Genomic DNA, 23,791 nt, shown 5'->3' on the forward strand with positions numbered 1-23,791 from the left:
AAACTAAAAATTATATTTTTTCGTTTATCGAACTCTAAAGGCAGTAGTGAAATACAAGTTAAGATAAGCTAAAACCTCGTAAAGTAAATGAATATAAAGAAAAATTAACCCTCTGATATTTTTTATCGGACAACAATGATATTATATGAATATTAAGTCCCAAATTATGAAAAATTATTTAAAAAAAATTAGCCTCTTACTATTATCTTCAATAGCAATTGCAAGTTGTAGTTCAAACGACTCTGCGCCCACTATTATTCCGGCTAATAATGCTTCTTGCGTTTCAACAAACACATTATTTCAGCAATTGTACAACCCATTAAATACAACTGCTTTTCCTGAAAATTTATCAGGTTATAATAATGCAGTCACTCACGAATATACTTTTAATGTAACAAATGCGGCCACTATTTGTAGTATTGGCTATCAAAGTCAAACCACTTTAGCCAGTCAAAACTACGTAATAGATATTTATGATACTGTTAATAATACGGTTGCTAGGACAATAACATCTACTTTTTCTTCTACAGTCACAAGTTATACGGCTTTAACTACGCCTCTAGTATTAGTTGCAGGAAGATCCTACAAAATAAAAAGATACGGACCTGCAACAGTAGCCAATCCAAATGGAGCAGGTCGTTGCGTTAGCAATAATGTAACAGGTGCTGGAAATGTGAGTTTTCCCAAAACATTTGTTAATTTAACGATTACAGACTCTGATTTCTATACTCAAAATCTTAATGGGCAAGTAAGTGCAAACGACAATAATAATTCTATTCCATTTATAGATATAGTGTTTCAATAAAATACAGTTTCATAATAGAATAAAAAAAGCGACACTTTGTAAGTCACTTTTCTGATTTTATTATATTAAAATCAACTTTTTTTAATTAACGAATTATAAAATCTACTTAAAAAACATTTTTATCGTTTTAAATAATTATTTTTGTCATTCAATTTTACAATCATACAACAAAATATATGAGAACGATACAATTTAGAGAAGCTATTTGTGAAGCAATGAGCGAGGAAATGCGCAGAGATGAGTCAGTTTATTTAATGGGTGAAGAAGTTGCAGAATACAATGGAGCATACAAAGCTTCTAAAGGTATGCTTGAAGAGTTTGGAGCCAAAAGAGTAATTGATACTCCAATTGCGGAACTTGGCTTTGCTGGAATTGCTGTAGGATCTGCTATGAATGGTTGCAGACCAATTGTAGAGTACATGACTTTCAATTTCTCGTTAGTTGGAATTGATCAAATAATAAATAATGCTGCAAAAATGCGCCAAATGTCTGCGGGTCAATTTCCAATGCCGATGGTTTTTCGTGGACCAACTGCATCTGCTGGTCAACTCGGCGCAACACATTCACAAGCCTTTGAGAACTGGTTTGCCAACACACCCGGTTTAAAAGTTATTGTACCTAGTACTGTTTATGATGCCAAAGGTCTTTTAAAAGCTGCTATTCGCGACAATGATCCAGTTATTTTTATGGAATCGGAGCAAATGTATGGAGACAAAGGAGAAGTACCAGAGGAAGATTATATTATTCCAATTGGTGTTGCAGATATTAAAAGAGAAGGAACAGATGTAACGATAGTTTCATTTGGAAAAATTATAAAAGAAGCACACATTGCCGCCGATGAATTGGCCAAAGAAAATATTTCTTGTGAAATTATTGATTTGCGTACCGTTCGCCCAATGGATTATGAGTGCATTTTAAAATCTGTAAAAAAAACAAATAGATTGGTAGTTTTGGAAGAAGCTTGGCCCTTTGCAAGTGTGGCTTCTGAAATTACATATATCGTTCAAGAGCGTGCTTTCGATTTTCTGGACGCACCTATTCAACGTATCACTACTGCAGATACGCCTGCGCCGTACGCACCAACTTTATTAAAAGAATGGTTGCCTAACGCACAAGATGTTATAAAAGCAGTTAAAAAAGTAATGTACAAGTAGATTGTTTGATTTTTCAAATAATCAATAACTATATTTGAAACTTCATCGTAAACTGGTGAAGTTTTTTATTTTAAAATTTATATGAAGAAATTTCTATTCAAATTTATAATCTTATTTTCAGTTGGAATTGTCGCGCAAACCAAAGTAAGTGGTGTGGTTTATGATGAATTTAAAGCAACCATACCTTATGCAAATGTTTGCTTTAAAAGCAATAAGCAATGTGTAACCACAGATGAAAACGGGAAATTTTATATCGAATCAGATTCAGACCAAAAAATTCTCGTAATCTCCTATGTAGGTTTCAAAAACAAAGAAATTACTTTAATAAAAGCAGTTAACTATAATATGAATATTACTTTTTCTGGCGCAAATGCTCTTGAAGAAGTTAAAATTTATAGTGGAAAAACTTCAAAGAAAAACAATCCAGCAGTTGATATTTTAAGAAAAATCTGGGAACGAAAACGTAAAAACGGTTTGCAAATATTTAAGCAATACGAAATGAATAAGTATGAAAAAGTGGAGTTCGATATGAATACTATCGATTCGGCTTTTATGAAAAACAGGGTTTTTAAAGGACTTGAATTTATTTTTAAACAAATAGATACTTCCAAAATTACAGGAAAAACCTTTTTGCCCATATTTATAAACGAATCTATTTATGAAGTTTACGGCGATAATACCGGATTAGATAAAAAGAAAGAAATTTTAAAAGCCAATAAAAATTCTGGACTTGGAACCGGAAATGGTGTAGATACTTTTGTGAAAGATTTATATTCTGAATATAATATTTACAACAATTACCTTACTTTCTTCGATAAAAACTTTGTAAGTCCATTGTCGACTACTGGTATCAATACCTATAACTATGTTTTGAGCGACACAGCCTACATAGATAATAAACGATGTTTCAATATTGTATATTATCCTCGAAGAAAAGGCGAACTCACTTTCAAAGGTGACTTTTGGGTGAGCGACACTACATTTGCCATCAAAAAAATAAATATGGCAGCAACCAAAAGTGCAAATATAAACTGGGTCAAAGATATTTATGTAGAGCAAGAATTTGATGTACTCAACGACTCTGTTTTTCTATTAAAACGCGACCACATGATGTCTGATTTTTCATTAAATAAAAAAGAAAAATCAAAAGGTGTTTATGGCAAACGAACAACACTCTATAGTGATTATAAATTTGATATAGTCAAGCCGGATAAATTCTACAAACAAGAAGTAAATAGTTACGACCAACAAGCATTCAATAAATCTGATGAATATTGGCAAGAAAACCGTATGGAATCTTTGAGTAAAAACGAAGCTGGGGTTTATAAAATGCTCGATACACTCAAAACCGTAAAAAAGTTCAAACAGATGTATAATTTTGTCACTGTTTTGGCAAGCGGATACTATCAATTAGGGAAATTTGATTATGGTCCATTATTTTCAACTTTTGGATACAATGATATCGAAGGAGTTAGAATCAGAGTAGGAGGTAGAACCTATTTTGGACCAAACGACCTTTGGAGAATTCAAGGTTACTCAGCCTATGGATTGAAAGATAATAAACTAAAATACGGTGTTTCAGCAAGGTGGATGGTTGACAAAAAAAATCGATTAATACTATCCGCAGGAAATAGAACAGATATTGAGCAAATAGGAGTAAGCCTAACCACTTCCAACGATGTTTTAGGACGAAGTTTTGCATCTTCTTCCTTTTTTGCCAGCGGCGATAATAGCAAGTTGACCAATGTAAATTTAACAACGGTAGGTGCAGAAATTGAACCATTCAAAAACTTAGTTTTCAATGCAGGTTTCTCATTTAGAAAATTGGAATCTGCCTCGCAAACATTCAGTTTAAACTATTTTAAAAATTTAGAAACAGGCGAAATAGCTTCAAAAGTGAAACAATATGAATTTACAGTTGGGCTCGACTACACGCCAAAAAGATTAACAGTTGGCTATGGCGTGGATAGGCTAGAGGTAGAAAGTTTTTATCCTCGAGTATTTGTAAATTTAAGTCAAGGCTTGAAAGGCATTTTCAATAGCGATTTTGAATACCAAAAATTGCAACTTTACTATCGTCAGCCCATATTGGTGGGCGGTTTGGGTCGATTGGTAACCACTGTTGAGGTTGGCAAAATTTTCGGAACTGTACCTTTAGGGCTTATGGCGGTTGTGCCAGGAAATCAATCCTATTTTACAATCGACAATACCTACAATTTGATGAATTATTACGAATTCATAACAGATCAATACACATCCATACATTTGGAGCACCATTTTAGCGGCAAAATATTTTCTAGAATTCCATTCATGAAAAAGCTAAACTGGCGTGAAATAGTGGGTGTAAAAGGTGTCTACGGAAGCATTTCAGACGAAAACAAAGCCATCAACGCATCAGGAATAAATTATGTGGCGCCAACCAAAGGCTACTGGGAGTACAATGCTGGAATAGCCAATATTTTCAAAGTTTTTCGTATAGATTTTTCTTGGCGAGGTAGCTATTTAGAGTTGCCCGATGCCAAAAAATTCACCATAAAAGGTTCGTTTGGGTTTTATTTCTAGAAGCTATTTCCCGTTTTTCGCTTCAAGCTTTTTCGAATCATTATTTTTTTCTAAATACCAAAAAGTCCCGATAGCTATCGGGATTGGTCGCTTTTTTAGTATAAGAAAAAATATAGTGATTCTTCAAAAGGCTTTCCGCTACAACCGCGGCTAAAATAAATAATAATATGCAACAAGCCATCGATTTTTTAACAGCAAATGAACCAATTTTTCAAACCATCAAAAACACCTATGGTTTGCCCATTATTCCATCAAGACCACAAGGTTTCGAAACATTAGTATTATTAATTTTGGAGCAACAAGTGTCTATCAATTCTGCCAAAGCCACATTTTTAAAATTAAAAAATACAGTAAAAAACCTTGAACCTTCTACATTAATAAATTTGCCTGATCAAGAATTTAGAGATATTGGCGTAAGCAGACAGAAAACCAAATATATAAAATGCCTCGCAGAAGCCATAATAGAAAAAACAATTGATTTAGAAAGTTTACCATCAAAATCCTCAGGCCAAGTACGTTTCGAACTCATTAAAATTAAAGGTATTGGAAATTGGACTATCGATATTTATCTTATGTTTTGCCTTAAAACACCTGATATTATTCCACTTGGAGATATTGCGGTTGTCAATACAATAAAAGAATTGCTAGACATTCACAATAAAGAAGAAATGGAAGTTTACACTCAAAAATGGGCTCCATACAGATCTATGGCTACCTTTTTCTTATGGCATCATTATTTGCAAAAAAGAAATAGAAGTATAGAATATTAAATGTTTTCATTTTAATTTACATTAAAAATAGTACAAATAATTTTCATAATTAACTGAAAGTCAAAAAAAGATTAGTTTACCACAGAATTCAAAATATAAATGGTCGTTACAGTTATGATTTAGACATGAGTTATGCATCTTCAGGGATTTATTTAATTAGAATAAGAAACGATAAATTTGGAAGGATTAAAAAAATTGTAGTAAAATAAATCTTCACTAACATTATAATTTTATTAAACCCAAAACCACTAAAGAATTTTATTTACAGTGGTTTAATGTCATAATTTTCAAGGTTTTTATGCATCGTAAAAAATTGAATAACAGATTTATAACATTGAAAGTACACATTTTTATCATAACTCACATTATTTCTTAAAATTTTCTTACTTTTGCACCCGATAAAATTGATAACAAAAATTGAATTTATGAATACAATAATGATTTATGTGCCAATTGTAATGGCAATCATCGGATTGATTTTTATGGCAATCAAAAGAAGTTGGGTATTAAAACAAGATGCTGGCGATGGAAAAATGAAAGAAATTTCAGATTATATCTATGAAGGTGCATTGGCTTTCCTTAAAGCAGAATATCGTTTACTAGCCATATTTGTTGTTTTGGCAAGTATTGTTTTGGCTGGGATTTCTTTCTTGGTACCAACTACACATATATTAATAGTTGTAGCATTTATATTTGGAGCATTTTTCTCAGCTTTGGCTGGAAATATGGGAATGAAAATTGCTACTAAAACCAATGTTCGTACTACTCAAGCCGCACGTACTAGTTTGCCACAAGCATTGAAAGTTTCATTTGGTGGTGGAACAGTAATGGGATTAGGTGTTGCAGGTCTTGCAGTTCTTGGTTTGACAGGATTTTTTATTTTCTTTTTCAAATTTTTCATGAATGGTGTTTGGACATCTACAGAAGATATGACCATTGTTCTAGAAACATTAGCTGGTTTCTCTTTGGGTGCTGAGTCTATCGCATTGTTTGCACGTGTTGGTGGAGGAATTTATACAAAAGCTGCAGATGTTGGGGCCGACTTAGTGGGTAAAGTTGAAGCTGGAATTCCAGAAGACGATCCTCGTAATCCTGCTACAATTGCAGATAACGTTGGAGACAATGTTGGTGATGTTGCTGGTATGGGTGCCGATTTATTTGGTTCTTACGTTGCAACAGTTTTAGCAGCCATGGTTCTTGGAAACTATGTAATTAAAGATATGGGTGGAAATATTCAGGACGCTTTCGGGGGAATTGGACCAATCCTATTACCAATGGCTATAGCTGGTTTCGGAATTTTATTCTCTATCATTGGAACAATGGTTGTGAAAATTTCTGATGACAATGCAAAAGAAGCACAGGTTCAAAAAGCTTTAAATATAGGAAACTGGATTTCAATTGCCTTAACAGCTATTTCTTGTTATGTTTTAGTAAAATACATGTTGCCAGAAACTATGAAAATGAGTTTCTTCGGTGAAGGAATAAAAGATATTTCTTCAATGAGAGTGTTCTATGCAACAATAGTAGGATTGGTTGTTGGAGCAACAATTTCATCAGTAACTGAATATTACACAGGATTGGGTACAAAACCAGTTATGGCTATTGTACAAAAATCATCAACAGGAGCAGGGACTAACGTAATTGCTGGTTTGGCAACAGGAATGATTTCTACTTTTCCAACAGTAATTTTATTTGCTGCAGCAATTTGGGCATCTTATGCTTTTGCAGGATTTTACGGAGTAGCTTTGGCTGCATCGGCAATGATGGCTACAACTGCAATGCAATTGGCAATTGATGCTTTCGGACCAATTTCTGACAATGCTGGTGGAATCGCTGAAATGAGTGAATTGCCTAAAGAAGTTAGAACTAGAACAGATATTTTAGATTCAGTTGGAAACACAACTGCGGCAACAGGAAAAGGTTTTGCAATTGCTTCGGCTGCATTAACTTCATTGGCTTTGTTTGCAGCTTATGTAACCTTTACAGGAATTGATGGAATTAATATTTTCAAAGCGCCAGTTTTGGCTATGTTGTTTATTGGTGGAATGATACCAGTAGTTTTCTCTGCATTAGCGATGAATTCTGTTGGAAAAGCAGCTATGGATATGGTGTACGAAGTACGTCGTCAATTCAAGGAAATTCCAGGAATTATGGAAGGAACTGGAAAACCAGAATATGCAAAATGTGTAGATATTTCAACAAAAGCCGCGCTACGCGAAATGATGTTGCCAGGAATTATGACCATTGGTTTTCCAATCGCTATTGTACTTTTAGGCAAATTGGTTTACGGAGATAATAACCAATTAATAGCTGAAATGTTGGGTGGATATATGGCTGGAGTTACCGTGTCTGGTGTGCTTTGGGCAGTTTTTCAAAATAATGCAGGTGGTGCTTGGGACAATGCTAAAAAGTCTTTTGAAGCAGGAGTAATGATCAATGGCGAAATGACATACAAAGGTTCAGATGCGCACAAAGCCGCAGTAACTGGGGACACTGTTGGAGATCCATTTAAAGATACTTCTGGACCTTCAATGAATATTTTAATTAAATTGACTTGTTTAATTGGATTGGTAATTGCACCAATTTTAGGAAATGGAAGTCATGCCAATATCCAAAAAGCAGTTTGTTGTGATACATCAGAAGCTAAAAGTGAAATGAAATCATACGCTAGTTCAAAATGCGATATGACTAAAATGGCAACAATGACTAAGGAAGAATGTGCTGCAATGTGTGATGAAAAAGGTTGCAGTGCTGAAGAAAAATCGGCATGTATGTCTCATTATGATGAGACTGGAAAGTTTATTGCTTCTCAAGAAAAAATGATTACCATTGAAAATAAATCAGAAAAGACGGTTAGAATTGAAGTTACAAATACCGATGGAAAATCAAAAGCAACTGTAACTACAGAAGCTGGGGTTCAAACTTTTGAAGGAACACAAGCAGAGGTTAAAGCAAAGATTGACGCTTTAAAATAAAAATAGCATATTTATAAAATAGTAACCTCGAGAATTTCTCGAGGTTTTTTTATGTCTTATAGTTTGGTATTGTTATTTGGGACAGGCTCTTCGTAAAAAACTTCGCGGCAGGCTTTATTTTTCAAGTCTTCCCACTTCCTTTCTTTATCTGTAGACTTTCCATCTCAATACTTTACCTTATTTATATTGTATAAATTGTTTGTATAAATTGGTTTAAATCTTTTAACGTAATTTAAATTTAAGAAACGGACAAAATAAAAAAATCCCATCTAGCTTATTTAAAGCAGATGGGATTTGATATAATAGGCTATTAAGAATTATCCTAAAGCAGCTCTTTTGAAACCTGTAATAATTAAGTTTGCATCGATAGATTTTGCATAAGTTGCAACGCTCATTGAGCTATCTTTGATGTAATCTTGGTTTACTAATGTATTATCTTTGAAAAAACGCCCTAGTTTCCCTTTGGCAATATTTTCGATCATAGCTTCTGGCTTTCCTTCTTGACGAAGCAAATCTTTTGCAATTTCAATTTCTTTTGCAATAACAGCTGCATCAACTCCTTCTTCATTCAAAGCAATTGGAGACATAGCCGCAGCTTGCATAGAAATATTTCTTGCTGCTTCTTCTGCACCTGCAACATTTGCAGATAATGCTGTTAAAGTAGCAATTTTATTTCCAGAGTGAATATAGGAACCAACAAAAGCACCTTCTAATTTTTCGAAAGTTCTGATTTCCAATTTTTCTCCGATAACTCCTGTTTGCTCAATTAATTTATCAGCAACACTAATTCCGTGAAAATCGGAAGCTAAAAATTTTTCTTTTGTATTAAAGTTTAAAGCCAAATGAGCCATTTCGGTAGCCATTTTAACGAAATTTTCGTTCATACCTACGAAGTCAGTTTCACAGTTCAATGTGATGACAACTCCAGCAGTTTTTGCTTCGTTTACAACAGCAATTGCAGCACCTTCTGTAGATTCTCTATCAGAACGATTTGCAGCTACTTTTTGACCTTTTTTACGTAGGTTTTCGATCGCTAAATCAAAATCTCCGTCAGATTCTACTAATGCTTTTTTGCAATCCATCATTCCAGCTCCGGTGATGGTTCTTAATTTATTTACGTCTGCAGCAGTAATTGTTGCCATAATTTTTTTATTTAAAGATTAAAAGATAAAAAGATTGAAAGACTTAATTGATTTGCAAAACTGCATTCAATTTTTTAATCTTTCAATCTTTCAATCTTCAAATTTATTTATTCTTCTGTTTTAGCTTCAGCAACTACAGCCGCTTCTTCAGCTTTTGTATCTGCAACTTCAACAACTTCAGTAGTAACTTCATCTGTTGGAGCATCTCCTTCTTTATCCGAAGTTCTGTTTGAAAGACCTTCAATGATTGCAGCAGTTACAAGCGTTAAAACTTTATCGATTGATTTAGAGGCATCATCATTTGCTGGGATAACGTATTCAACTAGACGTGGGTCTGAGTTGGTATCTACCATAGCAAAAACTGGAATGTTTAATTTTTGAGCCTCTTTAATTGCAATGTGTTCAGCTTTGATATCTACTACAAATAATGCAGCAGGCAATCTTGACATATCAGAAATAGAACCTAAGTTTTTTTCTAATTTCGCACGCAAACGGTCTACTTGCAAACGTTCTTTTTTTGACAATGTCATGAAAGTTCCGTCTTTTTTCATTCTATCGATAGTTCCCATTTTTTTAACGGCTTTTCTGATAGTAATGAAATTTGTAAGCATTCCGCCTGGCCATCTTTCAGTGATGTAAGGCATGTTTGCAGCAGCAGCTTTTTCAGCTACAATGTCTTTTGCTTGTTTTTTGGTAGCTACGAAAAGTATTTTTCTACCTGATGCGGCAATTTTTTTCAGAGCTTCATTTGCTTCTTCAATTTTTGCTGCAGTTTTATATAGGTTTATAATGTGAATTCCATTACGTTCCATATAAATATAAGGAGCCATGTTTGGATCCCATTTTCTAGTCATGTGTCCAAAGTGAACACCTGCTTCTAGTAAGTCTTTAACTTCAATTTTATTTGCCATTTTGTAATAGTTTACGTTCTGTTGTATTAGCAATGTTTTTTTCGATTTTTCGATTTTTTGATTTTTTGATTCTTCGATTTTTTCAAATCTTTCAATCTTTCAATCTTTCAATCTTTCAATACTTAAAATCATTTAGATGCTAAACTAATTTCCTGTCTCAACAGGAAGAGCAACAATAACTTTGTTTTTAAATATTTATGCTGAAATTTTTTCAGCATCTCTTTGAGAATCTGAAACGAGTTCAGATTGAATATTAACGTTTAGAGAATTGGAATCTCTTACGAGCTTTCTTCTGACCGAATTTTTTACGTTCAACCATTCTTGGGTCTCTCGTTAACAATCCTTCTGGTTTCAAGATGGCTCTGTTTCCTTCTCCAACTTCACACATAACTCTAGCAATTGCCATACGTACAGCTTCTGCTTGACCTGTGCTTCCTCCTCCGTATACATTTACTTTAATATCAAAGTTGCCTACATTTTCTGTCAAAGACATTGGTTGTAAAACTTTGTACTGTAAAGTAGCTGTTGGAAAATAAGTTGCAAATGCTTTTTTGTTTACAGTGATTACTCCTGTTCCTTCAGAAACGTATACACGTGCAACAGCTGTTTTTCTTCTACCGATTTTGTGAATAACTCCCATTACTTAAGATCGTTAAGGTTAACTGTTTTTGGCTTTTGCGCACCTTGTTTGTGCTCTGTACCAACAACAACATTTAAATTTCTAAAAAGCTCTGCTCCTAATTTATTTTTAGGTAACATTCCTTTTACTGCTTTTTCTACTAATAGAGCAGGATTTTTTGATTGCAATACTTTTGCAGTCAAACTTCTTTGTCCTCCTGGGTAACCTGTGTGACGGATGTATGTTTTTTCATCCATTTTGTTACCTGTAAGGTTAATTTTTTCTGAGTTGATAACTATTACGTTATCTCCACAGTCCACGTGTGGTGTATAACTTGGTTTGTACTTACCTCTCAAGATCATAGCGACTTTTGAAGCAAGACGACCTAAGTTATGACCGTCAGCGTCTACCACAATCCATTCTTTGGATACGGTTGCTTTGCTTGCTGAAACTGTCTTGTAGCTTAATGCGTTCACAATAATTTATTTTAATTAAACATTCCATTCCCAATAAAGGGAGCGCAAAAGTACAAATATTTTTTTATAATGCAAACTGCTATCGTAAAATTCTTTTTTGTTGCTTTTCAGATGTTTACAAAAATTAATTTTCTTTGCTTAAAGATGTATCATATTGGCTTTGGTTATGTTTTAAATAAAATTTATTATTTAAAAAAATAATTTTACCTTTAGCCTTTATTTAAAGTTCATATGGATCAAAGTCAACACGAACAATACGAATACGCTAGGCAACGTTTAAAGCAAAAAAAACGCTTGTATTTTCACTTTGTGATTTTTGTATTGGTTAGTATATTTTCGATTATAGTAAATAAATTATTAAAAATTTATTACGAATACCATTGGTTTATGTGGGTTATTACTATTCTAAGTTTTATATTCATCATGCATTTTATTCGGATATTTATTACCGATAGTTTTATGAATAAAAACTGGGAACGCACCCAAATTGACAAATTGATTCAAAAACAAGAGCGCAAAATAGAACAGTTTCAAAAAGATTTAGACCAAAAAAATCAATAAACTTAATGATTACAATAATTGCAGCAGTAGGTCAAAACAATGAATTGGGAAAAGACAATAAAATAATTTGGCACTTGCCAGATGATTTTAAAAGGTTTAAAAACATCACCTCTGGACATTATATTATTATGGGAAGAAAAACATTTGAAAGCTTTCCAAAACCCCTGCCAAATAGAACCCATATAGTAATTACTAGAAATAAAAATTATAAAATTACTGATGGATGTTTTATTGCCAATTCAGTTCAGGAGGCAATCGCCATGTGTCCGAAAAATGAAAATATTTTTATTATTGGCGGAGGCGAAATTTACAACCAATCTCTCGATATTTCAAATTGCATAGAATTGACTCGTGTGAATGGTAACTTTGAAGCTGATGCATTTTTTCCAGAAATCAATATGTATGAGTGGAATTTAGTAAAATCTGAATTTCATTCAATAGATGAAAAACACAAATATAGTTTCACATTTGAAACCTACAATCGTAAACTTTAAATAAAAAAACACCTCGAAAGGTGTTTAAATTAATAAAGAGGGTTCATAAAATTTTGAATCTTAATCTGGTTTTATATTAAGTACAAATGGTAATTACCATTTTAAACTTCGCATTTCAAAATACCACAATCGAAATACAATTAAACCAAAATTTCTTAAAAAAAACTAAAACTAACTTAATCCAAAAACACTTTAATACTCAATAGAAAACTGATCTGATTTGTTGAAATAAAAAATTTAGCCTACTACACCTAAATATCTTACTTCAGAAATTCTATTAATACCTTTATCTCTTGTCAAAAATAATAAACTGTTTTAGAATACACAATCCCTAATTTTTAGTATTTTATTTACTCACTAATTTTAGTTAGAAGTTATAAAAAATAAATTAATTCAACAGAATGTTATCAATAAAATATTTTTTATTTTGACATGAATTAACAGATAATTATTTTAAGTATAATATGTTCGATATAGTAATTTCTTTAAATATTTTAAAAACACAAATTTTTTGTGAATATGCTTAAATTTTAAAGTATAATTTAGTTTCTAAAGACTTTATTTTATTTAAAATTCTGCATTTAATGGCGTTCTAGGAAAAGGAATTACATCGCGTATATTGGTCATTCCTGTTACAAAAAGTACCAAGCGTTCAAATCCTAGACCGAAACCAGAATGAACAGCTGTTCCAAATCGTCGTGTATCCAAATACCACCACAATTCTTCTTCATCTATACCCAATGCTTTCATTTTTTCGACTAAAACATCCAAACGTTCTTCACGCTGCGATCCACCAACTATTTCTCCAATGCCTGGAAAAAGAATATCCATAGCACGAACTGTTTTTCCATCTTCGTTCAACCGCATATAAAATGCTTTGATATTGGCTGGATAATCAAACAAAATTACTGGACATTTATAGTGTTTTTCAACTAAATAGCGTTCATGTTCAGATTGTAAATCCGCTCCCCATTGGTCAATAATATAATTGAATTTTTTCTTTTTATTTGGTGTACAATCTCTTAAAATATCAATAGCCTCAGTATAAGAAACGCGTTTGAAATTATTTTCTAAAACAAAATTTAATTTTTCTAACAAAGACATTTCACTGCGCTCTGCTTGTGGTTTTGACTTTTCTTCATCGATTAAACGAGTTTCCAAAAATTTCAAATCATCGGCACATTTGTTTAAAGTATATTTTACAACATATTTTATAAAATCTTCTGCCAAATCCATATTGTCATTCAAATCATTGAAAGCCACTTCGGGCTCAATCATCCAAAATTCAGCCAAATGGCGGGAAGTATTCGAATTTTCTGCTCTAAAAGTAGGTCCAAAAGTGTAAATTTGACCTAAAGCCATTGCAAAAGTTTCTCCTTCCAATTGTCCTGAGACTGTTAAATTGGTTTCCTTTCCAAAAAAATCTTCTTTATAATTTACTTTTCCATCTTCAGTTCTTGGTGTATTGTCAAATGGTAAAGCGGTTACTTTAAACATTTCTCCAGCACCTTCTGCGTCACTTCCAGTAATTATAGGCGTGTTTACATATACAAAACCTTTTTCTTGGAAATAGCTGTGTACGGCAAATGATAAAACCGATCTTACTCGCATAATAGCGCCAAACATATTGGTTCTTACACGCAAATGTGCGTTTTCACGTAAAAAATCTAAGCTAGGTTTGTTTTTTGGTTGTATTGGAAACTTTTCAGCATCTGAATCGCCAAGGATTTCTAATTTTAAAACTTGAATTTCATATTTTTGTCCAGCACCTTGACTTTCAATCAAAGCTCCTGTAACAGAAATTGCGGCTCCAGTGGTAATTCTTTTTAATATGTCGTCAGGTGTGTTTTCAAAATCGACAACGCATTGAATATTATTTATTGTAGATCCATCGTTTAGAGCGATGAATTGATTGTTTCTAAAACTTCTAACCCATCCTTTGGCGTTTACTTCTTGAATTGTTTTGTCGCTATCGAGTAAGCCAAGTATTTTTGTATGTTTCATTGTAATTTTAAAAAAGGTGATAATATTTGCAAATATAATTGATTTGTTAGAATTTCAATAAAGTTTTTCCATGCAATAATACCGATGGATCAATCAAAACAATTGAAAAAACGCCTGCAACAATTATGGTTTTTAAAATGTTATGCAATTCAAGATAGTCATTTTGAGTTTCTGATTTCCAAAGTTTAATGCAGAAAAAAACTAGTACCATTAAACTAACATAAAAATAAATGTCCATATAACCAACATCATATTTTTCAATTAAAACATACACTGGAATAATGGTTAAAAAAGTTAGTAAAGTGATCATATTTTTTGAAACCTTGATGCCAAATCGCACAGGAATTGTTTGATAATCATTGGCAATATCCCCTTTTATATTTTCTAAATCTTTAATCATTTCACGTATTAGAATTAACAAAAATAAAAAGCTAGCATGTGCGAAAATTTCTGGATAAAAGTTTTTAAAATATAATAAAATACCAAAAAATGGTAAAACGGCCAATAATGATGCGGTTAAATTGCCAACAATGGGATACTTTTTTAGTTTATGTGAATAGAACCAAATTAGAAAAATATAAACAGAAAAAAACAGCGATGCACGCCAAGAAACTATAAATGCTAAAGCTGCGGCTAAAAAATTTAAGCCAAAATATACTTGCAATTTGGTTTTTTGACTTACCAATCTGTCAAGCATAGATTTTTTTGGACGATTGATTAAATCTTTGGCAGAATCGTAGAAACTATTGATAATATAACCAGAAGCAATGGTAAGGGTCGAAACAAAAACGATGATAAAAAGTCGCCAATCCAATATAATATCCAAAGTTCTTCTTTCTTTGTCTAATATAAAAATAGAGGACAAATATTGTGCTAAAACAATGATTGGAATATTATAGCCACGAACCACAGAAAATAAACTGAAGATTTTCATCAGTAGCAGTTTTGATTTTCTTTTTAGCATGAATTTTAATTTTGATGGACTAAATTTCTTTAAATTTTCTAGAAATTTAAAACTGATAAACTACTTCCAATTTATATTCTTTAAGCGAAGCTTTTGCTTTTTCTAAATCTTGCGTGAAACCCAAAATATAACCACCGCCGCCAGATCCACAGAGCTTTAAATAATAATCATTTGAATCAATTCCGCGTTGCCACAATTGATGAAATTGCTCAGGAATCATAGGTTTAAAATTATTTAATACCACTTTTGATAATTTTTTGGTATTGGCAAATAAAGATTTCATATCGCCACCCAAAAAGTTTTCTACACAAGCATCTGTGTATTTAATAAATTGAGATTTTAGCATTTTTCGGAAACCCTGATCTTTCAATTTTTCCATAAAAATACTCACCATTGGAGCAGTTTCACCAACAATTCCTGAATCTAACAAGAAAACAGCACCTTTCCCGTCTAAACTTTGGGTCGGAATTCCTGTCGCTTCAATATTGTCTTTGGAATTAATTAGAATAGGAATGCTTAAATAACTATTTAAAGGATCTAAGCCAGAACTTTTTCCATGAAAGAAAGATTCCATCTGAGAAAAAATATTTTTCAAAGTCAATAATTTTTCACGAGTAAGATTTTCTAAAACAGTAATTTTATTTTGCGCATATTTATCATAAATAGCTGCTACAAGGGCGCCGCTACTTCCTACGCCATATCCTTGAGGAATACTAGAATCAAAATACATCCCATTTTCAACATCTGCTTTTAAAATTTCTAAGTTGAAGATAACCAATGCTGGTTGTTCATTTTGTAAAGTTTCTAAATAAGCAACAAAACGTTTCAAATTTCCATTTGATTTTATAGCTTCTGATGAAGTATTTCCATCAGTTTTCAACGCACCATTATAAAAATTATACGGAATTGACAATCCTTTTGAATCGCGAATAATTCCGTATTCTCCGAAAAGTAGTATTTTTGAGTAAAATAAGGGTCCTTTCATATATTTTTGAAAATTATTTTATTTTCTTAATTCTTATTGGGTTTTGTCTTGTGTCGAATAGTGATAAAACTCTAACTTGATTTAAATTATAACGATAATAAATAGTTGACTGTTTTGTTATTACGCATTTATTATACTTCGAATTAATTTCTGATTTTGGAAAGCTTTCTGGATTATTCCTAATTATTTTTATTGCATTATATAATTTTACTGCAAACTCTTTTCTAACTTTTTCAGACCATTTTAATTCTAAATATTCAAGTAACTTAGCTATATTTTTTTGAGCACGAGTAGAAATTATTATTTCCCTCATTAAATATATTTTTTAATAAAATCTTCAAAATTAACATATTCTCCTCTTTCAATTTCCCTATCAGATTCCTCAATTTCAAATTTTTGCTCATCTGTCAACTCATCCCAAAAATCTTTTTTCTCCGTTTTAAAAATCTTTTTTATAGAAGCTATAATGGAAGAATCATTCGTTTCTTCTATCATTTTAATTAAAGCTTTTTTTTCTAACTGAATGTCCATAATTTACTATTTCAGAATATAAAGATATAAAAAAATATTATTCTATTATCAACTGACTTCCATTTCCAATTTCGTCACAAATGTACTGACCATTTTGGCAATAGCCAACTAATTCGTTCTTAATAAATTGCAAAACTTCATTTACAACGTTTTCGGGATACAAAATATGAACATTGGCACCTGCATCGAGCGTAAAACATACTGGAATTTTAGTTTCATTTCTGAATCTCCAAATTTTATTGATTATTTCTAAAGTATTGGGTTTCATCAAAATAAAATAGGGTAGGGAAGTCATCATCATAGCATGCAAAGTCAGGGCTTCACTTTCTACAATTTGGATGAATTCTACTAAATTTCCAGTTTCAAGAACAGTTTTTATTTTGGATAAATTGTAATGCGCTTGTTCAAATCGTCTTTCTGCGTACGGATGATTGTGCATCAAATCATGTCCAACCGTACTCGAAACTTGCTTTTCGCCTTTGTCAACTAGTAAAATTGTATCTTGATAGTTTTTAAAATTCTGATGAATTGTTGTTGGAAATTCAACTCCAAATAAATCGGAACTTTCCACTATTGAATTATTTTTTCCCCAAACCACAATACTTCCTTTCACGCTTCTGCAAGCGCTACCTGAACCCAATCGAGCCAAAAAAGATGCTTTTTGATAAAAATAATCTTCAGATATTAATGGATTTAAAGCTTTTTCCAAACTCATAATATTCATTGCCAAAGCTGCCATTCCTGAAGCTGACGAAGCAATTCCTGAACTGTGTGGAAACGTATTTTGGGTATCAATCGTAAAATGATAATCTTTCAAATAAGGACAATATTCAAAAATTCGTTCGAAAAATTTTTGAATTTTTGGTTTGAAATCTTCTTTTGGTTTACCTTCAAATAATAAATCGAAAGAGAAATTTGAAGTTGTCATATCGAGCGCAGTCGAGATATTACGTTTTAAAAAGACCAACTTTGTAATAGTTTTGCAATTACTTAAAGTAAAACTTATTGATGGATTGGCTGGAATTTGATGCTGTTTTTTGCCCCAATATTTGACTAAAGCAATATTACTTGGAGAACTCCATTCAAAACTTCCGTTTTCTATGTAATTTATATTGGTATTAAAAATAAAATCTTTTTCTGAAAGCATATTGTAAAAATTTCTTCAAAGATACTTTTTTTGTTTATTTGTAAGTAAATTTGCGATATGAATAAATCTGTAAAAATTATAATTTCGATTTCTGTTTGTGTTCTGGTAGGATTTTTATCTGGTTTTGCAACACAATCCTCTGTAAAAACTTGGTTTCTGACAGTAAATAAACCATTTTTTAATCCGCCGAGTTGGCTTTTTGCGCCAGTTTGGACTGTTTTATATATAATGATGGGAATTGCTTTTGGATTGATTTGGTCGAGTAATTTTAAAGATAAAAAAGTCGTAAAATCTGCTATGATTATTTTCGGAATACAATTGGGCTTAAATGCTTTGTGGTCCATTCTTTTCTTCGGACTTTGCAATCCGCTTTTAGCTTTTATTGAAATTTTATTGCTTTGGTTGTTTATTTTTGAAACGATTAAAGTTTTTAAACCTATTGATGGTTTGGCTTCAAAGTTACTATATCCTTATTTGGCATGGGTAAGTTTTGCTACGATTTTGAACGGAAGTATTTGGTGGCTTAATAAGTGATTAATCATCACCAAAATTATCTGCTACAATAAATCCACTTGTCCAGGCATTTTGAAAGTTGAATCCGCCTGTTATCGCATCAATATTTACAATTTCTCCAGCGAAATATAAGTTAGGCAAGATCTTGCTTTCCATGGTTTTAAAATTGATTTCTTTTAAATCGATGCCGCCAGCGGTGACAAATTCTTCTTTGAATGTGCTTTTTCCGTTGACTTGAAATTCGGCATTGGTGAGTTGATTGGTTAAATTTGTCAATTGATTTTTATTCAAATCTGACCATTTTGTTTCTGCATCAATTTGCGATGCTGAAACGATGTTTTCCCATAATCTGTTTGGAAAATCGAATGGTGATTTTTTAGAAACCGCTTTTTTTGAATGTTCGAGTTTTAATTCTCTTAAAATTGTTGCAGTTTCTTCAAATGTTTTATCGTTTAACCAATTGACTAGTATTGCAAATTGGTATTTTTTTTCTGCCAATTCGATGGCACCCCAAGCAGAAAGTCTTAATATTGCTGGTCCAGACATTCCCCAATGTGTAATCAATAATGGACCTGAAGCTTCTAGTTTAGAATTTTTTACTTTGACTGTTGCAAGAGCAGAAAGTCCCATTAAATCTTTTATTCTTGCATCTTTTATATTGAAAGTAAATAAAGATGGAACAGGTTCAATAACTTTATGTCCTAAATTTTGGAGCATTTCCCATATTTTTGGATTACTTCCGGTGGTCATAATTAAATTTTTGCAAGCAAAAGTTTCGTGATTGGTTTCTACTTTCCAATAGTCTTCACTTTTAAAAAGTGATTGCACACTTTGTCCAATCAAAATATCTATTCCAAGTTTTTTACTGGCTTCCAAAAAACAATCTATAATGGTTTGTGATGAATTTGAAATAGGAAACATCCTGCCATCATCTTCAATTTTGAGTTCTACGCCACGCTTTTGGAACCAATCAATAGTATCGCCAGAACAGAATTGATGAAATGGACCACGCAATTCTTTTTCCCCACGAGGATAAAACTTCACCAAATCATGAGGGACAAAACAAGCATGCGTCACATTGCAACGACCTCCACCAGAAATACGAACTTTGGTTAGCACTTCTTGTCCACGTTCCAAAATGGCAACTTTTAATTTTGGATTATTTTCGACGATGTTGATGGCTGTAAAAAAACCAGCTGCACCGCCACCAACTACTATTATATCGTATTTTGTGTTCATTATATTCTATCTGGAAAATCAGAAATTATAGCATCGACTTTCATTTTTTTGACAAAGGTAATGTCTTCAAATGAATTCACAGTCCAAGTATGCACTTGAAATCCTTCTTTTTGCATTATTTGCACATTTTCTATGTTTAGTAATTTGAAGTACGGATTTATAGAAAAAGCATTATTTTCCTTAGCGAAAGCTATTGCTGATTGCAGTTTTTCTTCGGTTAAAACGCCAATTTTTATGTTTTTGTTTAGTGTTTTTACTTTCAATAGCAATTCCCAATTAAAACTTGAAATGATAAAATTTTCTGAATTCCATTTTTTTTCGGAAATATAAAAATTAATAATATCAATAACTTTTTCGACTGAATTATTACTTTTTAGTTCAATATTGACCAATAACTTATTATTTATCAAATTTAAAACTTCCATTAGCGTAGGAATTCCATAAGATTTTAAAGTTGTAGATGATAAATTTTTAACCAATCCAGTTGATGTTGTTGTTCTATCGATTGTTTCATCGTGAATGACCATAACTTCGCCATCCAAGCTTACATGAACATCTAGTTCGATTCCATCAACATTTAAATTTATGGCTTTTTCAAATGAAGCCAAAGTATTTTCAGCAGCGTAGCCTTTTGCTCCGCGATGTCCAATTTTTAACATAACCAAATGTATAAAAAAAGCACAAACCATTATCTGATTTGCGCTTTTTTACTTTTTTGCCAAATATTTTTAATTCGTCAGAATTAAATATTGCCAAGGTTTGAAATCATGTTTTTGACCTTTGGACAACGTTATTTTTTGACCACTCATACTATCAGTATAAATACCTTCTGTTGGCAAAGTAAATTGTTTAGGAGTTTTCGATAAATTGGCAATAAAAATAACTTTTTTACCATTTTTTTCTCTTTCAAAAGCTAAAATTGATAGATTGTCTGAAGTAGCAATCCTTTTGTAAGATGCTTTATTTTTTCCGCCATTTAATGCTTCGTTTTCGACTTTTAACTTTCCTAACTTCTCATATATCGAGCCCATTTTTCCTTCTGTATGTGGAATGGTATCTTTTTCAAAAAAACGCAATCTCTTTTTAAGATCGTATTCTTGTCCATTATAAATTAATGGCATGCCAGGAACGGCGTAGCTCATTGCTGCGAAGACTTCGACAGCATCGCCCAATCTTTCATATTCAGTCCCGTTCCATGAATTTTCGTCGTGGTTGGAAGTAAAATTCATATTAATATCGTCTTTTTGTAAAACGGAATCCAATTTTATAACATAATTATCCCAATCTTTAACTGTTTTTTCACCTTTTGCAATTCCGTTAAAAATATGGTGTGCTTCCCAGCCATAACCCATATCGAAAGCTTTAACTTGCAATTCTGCCTTTTCGGCTTCAGCTAGCATAAATACAGGTTTTATTTTGTTTAATTCGGCAGTTGCTGTATCCCAAAAATCGGTTGGAACTTCTCCAGCAACATCGCAACGGAAACCATCGATATTAAATTCGCTAAGCCAATATTTCATATCATCAATCATGGCTTTGCGAAGATTTTTGTTGTTGAAATCTAACTCGGCAACATCTGTCCAATCAAAGGGTGCAATCATTTTTCCTGCTTTGTCACGAGTATAATATTCTGGATGTTTGGTTATCCATTCATGATCCCAAGATGTATGGTTGGCAACCCAATCAATTATAACATAAATGCCATTTTTATGTGCCTCATTTATTAGTTTTTGAAAGTCTTCTTTGGTCCCATAATTGCTATTTAAACTTCTATAATCTTTTACAGAATAATGACTTCCTAGGTATTTTTTCTTTTCAATAGTATCTGTAATGGCTTCAATAGATACATCTCCTTTTGCTTTTCGGTTTTTTATTCCTATTTCGTGAATCGGCATCAGCCAAAGCACTTTTACGCCCATTTTTTTTAGTTTAAGAATGTCTTTAGTAAATTCATTAAAAGTACCTTCAGGCGAAAACTGGCGAATATTGGCTTCATAAATAACTGCATTCTCTGCCAATTCTGGTTTTACAGCTTCAATTTCTACTTTATCATTTAAAAGTGCTTTTGCAGGGTCTTTTTTGCAACTAACTAATGACGCTAGTGTTAATGCTGTTAAAATTATTTTTTTCATTTTTTTAAAATTTAGTTTTTTATTTTTTTACCATTAAGAAAATAAGCTTTATTGAAATCCTAACTGTTTAAATTTTACCATTAAGAAGTTAAGTTTTACATTAAGAAAATTAAGTCTTAATGAAACCCTTAATTCATTCTTAACTTCTTAATGTTTAGTTTTTCTCTAATAATACGATGTCAAATTGCGAATCAATAGAAGCTTTCCCATTGACAACACTTGTTGTTTTTCCAGAATAGACATCCTTCAATTTTGTGCCATTTTTAAAAATTGTTTCAATCGAAATTTCTTTTTTACCCAATGGCAAATTTAATCCAATAACCACTGCGTCATTTATTTTTTCTTTAGAAAATATTCTAGAAAAAACATACGGCTGTACAGAAATCTGTTTGTGAATTCCTGCTCCAATTGAAGCATGATTTCTTCTAAACTGACCTAATTTTCGCCAATGTAATAGTATTTTTTGAGTTTCGGGATTCGATTTTAAATCATTCCAATTCATAAACGACCTCAAAGTAGCATCGCCAATTGTTCCTTCAACAACGAGACTTCTAGCCGATTCGTCTCCATAATACGTTTGAGATGCTCCTGGAGATAATAATAATTTTGTAGCGGTTTCGAATGGTTTTGTTCGTTTTGCATCAAACGGATTTCCATCGTCATGAGAGGATAAATAATTTAATACCGAATTTCCTTTTAAAGTAGTATTTAAACTATTAGAATAACTGGAAAAAATCGTTTCATAATCTTTATCAGCATCCCAACGGAAACTGAAATTAATCATCGAGTTGAATCCCTTTTCGAAATAATTGACTTTTTTATCGCTAAAGTCATATAATTTTCCGCCACCTATTCCGTAACCATAAACCTCAGCAATGGTATAAAACGGATTGTTATCTAATACTTTTTTCGGATTATTCTTCTTCCAAGTAGCAAATGTATAGTCACATTGTGCTTTGAAAGCGACCCAAACATCTTCATTGGTATGTTTCACTGTATCACAACGATAGCCATCGATTCCAAATTCTAAAATATAATCCGTTAACCACTTTATGATGTAATATTTTGGTGCTTTTGGATAACCTGTTCTTTTAAAAAAGGCATCCAATGAAGCGACTTCTTTTTCATAACGTCCTTCCGATTTCCATTTTTCGATTAAAAAAGAAGGCAATTCAACATTTTCATCGCTTTCGGTTTTAATGTCTGGGAGATTTTTGACCAAAGCGCATAATGTATTGTTTTGGTAATTGTTATAAGTACAAACGGGCTCAGTTCGCACCCAAGTAGACGGCCACACCGAATCAAAATCAGTCACTGGCCCCGTATGATTAATTACCGCGTCAAGCATAATACGTATGCCTTTTGCGTGTGCTTTGCTAACAAGTTCTGCTAAATCTTTTTTAGATCCACAACTAGGATCAAGATTTGTCCAATCACGAGTCCAATAACCATGGAAAGAATAGCTTAATCCTGTTCCTTCATCGACTCCGCCTTTTACTTGCTCGACAATCGGTGTCATCCAAATAACATTAGTGCCTAATTTTTCGAAATAACCATTGTCTATTTTTTGAATAATTCCACGAATATCACCACCTTGATAACCACGTTCTTTCCCTGTTGGTTTTACTCTGCCAAAATTCACATCGTTGGTTTTGTCACCATTATTAAAACGATCTGTCATCAAAAAATATAAATTGGCTCCTTCCCATACGAAAGGTCTTTGTACTGCTTTTTTGTTTTTTTGAGCAATAGTAGTGATTGAAAATAAAACTAATGCCAATACTAAGAGTTTGTTTATTTTTTGCAT

The 23,791-nt window shown here is 32.3% G+C and carries 22 protein-coding genes; 8 read left to right on the forward strand and 14 right to left on the reverse strand.

Features of this window, described 5'->3' with window-relative positions; all coding sequences use genetic code 11:
- The first annotated feature begins 166 nt into the window (after positions 1–166).
- The 5 genes from RMN92_RS02900 to RMN92_RS02920 all read left to right on the forward strand — a co-directional run bounded on the left by RMN92_RS02900 (position 167) and on the right by RMN92_RS02920 (position 8,266).
- A complete protein-coding gene (locus RMN92_RS02900) occupies positions 167–805 on the forward strand; it encodes a hypothetical protein (RefSeq protein WP_309607960.1) in 639 nt (212 codons plus the stop codon).
- Positions 806–981: 176 nt separating this feature from the next.
- Positions 982–1,959 carry a pyruvate dehydrogenase complex E1 component subunit beta gene (locus RMN92_RS02905; protein WP_309607961.1) on the forward strand — a complete coding sequence of 326 codons (978 nt, stop codon included), beginning with the start codon at positions 982–984 and terminating at the stop codon, positions 1,957–1,959.
- Between the two features lie 81 nt (positions 1,960–2,040).
- Complete coding sequence (locus RMN92_RS02910; protein ID WP_309607962.1) at positions 2,041–4,521, forward strand: DUF5686 family protein; 2,481 nt, start codon at positions 2,041–2,043, stop codon at positions 4,519–4,521.
- Between the two features lie 167 nt (positions 4,522–4,688).
- The gene (locus RMN92_RS02915; protein ID WP_309607963.1) at positions 4,689–5,291 is read left to right on the forward strand and encodes a DNA-3-methyladenine glycosylase 2 family protein; all 603 of its coding nucleotides are present in this window, start codon (positions 4,689–4,691) and stop codon (positions 5,289–5,291) included.
- A gap of 425 nt (positions 5,292–5,716) precedes the next feature.
- Positions 5,717–8,266 (forward strand): sodium-translocating pyrophosphatase, encoded by a 2,550-nt coding sequence (locus tag RMN92_RS02920; protein WP_309607964.1) that lies wholly within the window; start codon positions 5,717–5,719, stop codon positions 8,264–8,266.
- A 317-nt stretch (positions 8,267–8,583) separates the two neighbouring features.
- Here RMN92_RS02920 and tsf read toward each other — a convergent pair whose 3' ends face one another.
- The 4 genes from tsf to rplM form a co-directional block, all read right to left on the reverse strand.
- Positions 8,584–9,408 (reverse strand): translation elongation factor Ts, encoded by an 825-nt coding sequence (gene tsf, locus RMN92_RS02925; RefSeq protein ID WP_309607966.1) that lies wholly within the window; start codon positions 9,406–9,408, stop codon positions 8,584–8,586.
- Positions 9,409–9,515: 107 nt separating this feature from the next.
- Entirely contained in the window at positions 9,516–10,319 is an 804-nt protein-coding gene (gene rpsB / locus RMN92_RS02930; RefSeq protein WP_309607967.1) for a 30S ribosomal protein S2, read from the reverse strand.
- Positions 10,320–10,572: 253 nt separating this feature from the next.
- Positions 10,573–10,959, reverse strand: a complete 387-nt coding sequence (gene rpsI / locus RMN92_RS02935; RefSeq protein ID WP_309607968.1) for a 30S ribosomal protein S9 — start codon at positions 10,957–10,959, stop codon at positions 10,573–10,575.
- Positions 10,959–11,414, reverse strand: a complete 456-nt coding sequence (gene rplM, locus RMN92_RS02940) for a 50S ribosomal protein L13 (protein WP_309607969.1) — start codon at positions 11,412–11,414, stop codon at positions 10,959–10,961. The genes rpsI and rplM overlap by 1 nt, the downstream gene beginning before the upstream one ends.
- 231 nt (positions 11,415–11,645) lie before the next feature.
- On the opposite strand from rplM, the gene RMN92_RS02945 reads away from it, so the two are divergent.
- Positions 11,646–11,975 (forward strand): 2TM domain-containing protein, encoded by a 330-nt coding sequence (locus RMN92_RS02945; protein WP_309607970.1) that lies wholly within the window; start codon positions 11,646–11,648, stop codon positions 11,973–11,975.
- A 5-nt stretch (positions 11,976–11,980) separates the two neighbouring features.
- Complete coding sequence (locus tag RMN92_RS02950; protein WP_309607971.1) at positions 11,981–12,469, forward strand: dihydrofolate reductase; 489 nt, start codon at positions 11,981–11,983, stop codon at positions 12,467–12,469.
- A 567-nt stretch (positions 12,470–13,036) separates the two neighbouring features.
- On the opposite strand, the gene asnS is transcribed toward RMN92_RS02950, so the two are convergent.
- The 6 genes from asnS to RMN92_RS02980 are packed head-to-tail and all read right to left on the reverse strand — an operon-like array spanning position 13,037 to position 18,100.
- Positions 13,037–14,473: an asparagine--tRNA ligase gene (gene asnS / locus RMN92_RS02955; RefSeq protein WP_309607972.1), complete on the reverse strand. Its 1,437-nt coding sequence runs from the start codon at positions 14,471–14,473 to the stop codon at positions 13,037–13,039.
- 46 nt (positions 14,474–14,519) lie between these two features.
- On the reverse strand, positions 14,520–15,437 hold the full coding sequence (locus RMN92_RS02960; protein WP_309607973.1) for a geranylgeranylglycerol-phosphate geranylgeranyltransferase: 918 nt from the start codon (positions 15,435–15,437) through the stop codon (positions 14,520–14,522).
- Positions 15,438–15,483: 46 nt separating this feature from the next.
- Complete coding sequence (locus RMN92_RS02965; protein WP_309607974.1) at positions 15,484–16,422, reverse strand: mevalonate kinase; 939 nt, start codon at positions 16,420–16,422, stop codon at positions 15,484–15,486.
- Positions 16,423–16,435: 13 nt separating this feature from the next.
- Positions 16,436–16,735, reverse strand: coding sequence for a type II toxin-antitoxin system RelE/ParE family toxin (locus RMN92_RS02970; RefSeq protein WP_309607975.1), 300 nt, complete (start codon positions 16,733–16,735; stop codon positions 16,436–16,438).
- The gene (locus tag RMN92_RS02975) at positions 16,735–16,953 is read right to left on the reverse strand and encodes a hypothetical protein (protein WP_309607976.1); all 219 of its coding nucleotides are present in this window, start codon (positions 16,951–16,953) and stop codon (positions 16,735–16,737) included. Before RMN92_RS02975 ends, RMN92_RS02970 begins: the two co-directional genes overlap by 1 nt.
- Positions 16,954–16,990: 37 nt before the next feature.
- Positions 16,991–18,100, reverse strand: a complete 1,110-nt coding sequence (locus RMN92_RS02980) for a diphosphomevalonate decarboxylase (protein ID WP_309607977.1) — start codon at positions 18,098–18,100, stop codon at positions 16,991–16,993.
- Between the two features lie 57 nt (positions 18,101–18,157).
- On the opposite strand from RMN92_RS02980, the gene RMN92_RS02985 reads away from it, so the two are divergent.
- A complete protein-coding gene (locus RMN92_RS02985) occupies positions 18,158–18,634 on the forward strand; it encodes a TspO/MBR family protein (protein ID WP_309607978.1) in 477 nt (158 codons plus the stop codon).
- On the opposite strand, the gene RMN92_RS02990 is transcribed toward RMN92_RS02985, so the two are convergent.
- The 4 genes from RMN92_RS02990 to RMN92_RS03005 all read right to left on the reverse strand — a co-directional run bounded on the left by RMN92_RS02990 (position 18,635) and on the right by RMN92_RS03005 (position 23,791).
- Positions 18,635–19,852 (reverse strand): NAD(P)/FAD-dependent oxidoreductase, encoded by a 1,218-nt coding sequence (locus RMN92_RS02990; RefSeq protein ID WP_309607979.1) that lies wholly within the window; start codon positions 19,850–19,852, stop codon positions 18,635–18,637.
- Positions 19,852–20,511: a glycerophosphodiester phosphodiesterase family protein gene (locus RMN92_RS02995; protein WP_309607980.1), complete on the reverse strand. Its 660-nt coding sequence runs from the start codon at positions 20,509–20,511 to the stop codon at positions 19,852–19,854. The genes RMN92_RS02990 and RMN92_RS02995 overlap by 1 nt, the downstream gene beginning before the upstream one ends.
- A 69-nt stretch (positions 20,512–20,580) precedes the next feature.
- A complete protein-coding gene (locus tag RMN92_RS03000) occupies positions 20,581–21,984 on the reverse strand; it encodes an alpha-amylase family glycosyl hydrolase (RefSeq protein WP_309607981.1) in 1,404 nt (467 codons plus the stop codon).
- 154 nt (positions 21,985–22,138) lie between these two features.
- On the reverse strand, positions 22,139–23,791 hold the full coding sequence (locus RMN92_RS03005) for an alpha-amylase family glycosyl hydrolase (RefSeq protein WP_309607982.1): 1,653 nt from the start codon (positions 23,789–23,791) through the stop codon (positions 22,139–22,141).

It is taken from the genome of Flavobacterium sp. (assembly GCF_031363805.1).
Lineage (GTDB): Bacteria > Bacteroidota > Bacteroidia > Flavobacteriales > Flavobacteriaceae > Flavobacterium.